At 53.8% G+C, this 1,913-nt stretch carries 1 tRNA gene and 1 rRNA gene; both read right to left on the bottom strand.

The window, feature by feature from the left end:
- Positions 1 to 9: 9 nt before the first annotated feature.
- Positions 10 to 86: transfer RNA gene (locus tag AC0B60_RS20165), tRNA-Ile, on the bottom strand.
- An 88-nt stretch (positions 87 to 174) separates the two neighbouring features.
- Positions 175 to 1,714, bottom strand: a 16S ribosomal RNA gene (locus AC0B60_RS20160).
- Between the last annotated feature and the right edge of the window lie 199 nt (positions 1,715 to 1,913).

The raw sequence follows: 1,913 nt of genomic DNA, 5'->3' as shown, positions 1-1,913 counted from the left end.
ACGCAATTCTGGTGGGTCTGGGTGGATTTGAACCACCGACCTCACCCTTATCAGGGGTGCGCTCTAACCAACTGAGCTACAGACCCGAAAGTGCGGGCCTGCAAGACCCTTTGCTCTCTTCTTAAGCCAACCAAGTAATTCGTGTGGACTCTGACCGAAGCATTCGGCTTCGTTTAAGGAGGTGATCCAGCCGCAGGTTCCCCTACGGCTACCTTGTTACGACTTCACCCCAGTCATGAACCACACCGTGGTGATCGTCCTCCCGAAGGTTAGACTAACCACTTCTGGTGCAATCCACTCCCATGGTGTGACGGGCGGTGTGTACAAGGCCCGGGAACGTATTCACCGCGACATTCTGATTCGCGATTACTAGCGATTCCGACTTCACGGAGTCGAGTTGCAGACTCCGATCCGGACTACGATGCGTTTTGTGAGATTAGCTCCCCCTCGCGGGTTTGCAGCCCTCTGTACGCACCATTGTAGCACGTGTGTAGCCCTGGCCGTAAGGGCCATGATGACCTGACGTCATCCCCACCTTCCTCCGGTTTGTCACCGGCAGTCTCCCTAGAGTTCTCAGCCGAACTGCTAGCAACTAGGGATAGGGGTTGCGCTCGTTACGGGACTTAACCCAACATCTCACGACACGAGCTGACGACGGCCATGCAGCACCTGTGTCAGAGTTCCCGAAGGCACCAATCCATCTCTGGAAAGTTCTCTGCATGTCAAGGCCAGGTAAGGTTCTTCGCGTTGCGTCGAATTAAACCACATGCTCCACCGCTTGTGCGGGCCCCCGTCAATTCATTTGAGTTTTAACCTTGCGGCCGTACTCCCCAGGCGGTCTACTTAGTGCGTTAGCTGCGCCACTAAGACTTCAAGAGTCCCAACGGCTAGTAGACATCGTTTACAGCGTGGACTACCAGGGTATCTAATCCTGTTTGCTCCCCACGCTTTCGCACCTCAGTGTCAGTATTGGTCCAGAGTGCCGCCTTCGCCACTGGTGTTCCTTCCTATATCTACGCATTTCACCGCTACACAGGAAATTCCACACTCCTCTACCATACTCTAGCCTGACAGTTCGAAATGCCGTTCCCAGGTTGAGCCCGGGGCTTTCACATCTCGCTTATCAAACCACCTACGCGCGCTTTACGCCCAGTAATTCCGATTAACGCTTGCACCCTCCGTATTACCGCGGCTGCTGGCACGGAGTTAGCCGGTGCTTCTTCTGTGAGTAACGTCAAGCCTCAAGCGTATTAAACTTAAGGTTTTCCTCCTCACTGAAAGTGCTTTACAACCCGAAAGCCTTCTTCACACACGCGGCATGGCTGGATCAGGGTTGCCCCCATTGTCCAATATTCCCCACTGCTGCCTCCCGTAGGAGTTCGGGCCGTGTCTCAGTCCCGATGTGGCTGATCATCCTCTCAGACCAGCTACGGATCGTCGCCTTGGTAGGCTCTTACCCCACCAACTAGCTAATCCGACATAGGCACATCCAATAGCGCAAGGTCCGAAGATCCCCTGCTTTCCCCCGAAGGGCGTATGCGGTATTAATCCGGGTTTCCCCGGGCTATCCCCCACTACTGGGCAGTTTCCTATGCATTACTCACCCGTCCGCCGCTCGTCAGCGGGGAGCAAGCTCCCCCTGTTACCGCTCGACTTGCATGTGTTAAGCCTGCCGCCAGCGTTCAATCTGAGCCATGATCAAACTCTTCAGTTTAAATCATACAAGAATCCGAAGATTCTCTATTCTTGCTCAAGACAAAACTCAATTTCGACGAGTCACTGTCCTGATATTTCGTATCCGAAATACCTCGGCCAGCGCCCACACGAATTACTTGGTTAACTTTTTAAAGAGCGTTCGGGGCTTGCCCGATCAAGGTGGCGTATTCTACATCGAATCACCGCCTTGTCAACCG

The organism is Marinobacter sp. V34 (assembly GCF_055524115.1).
The sequence above is the reverse complement of the archived record's forward strand: the minus strand, read 5'-3'. Positions and strand labels throughout refer to the sequence as shown.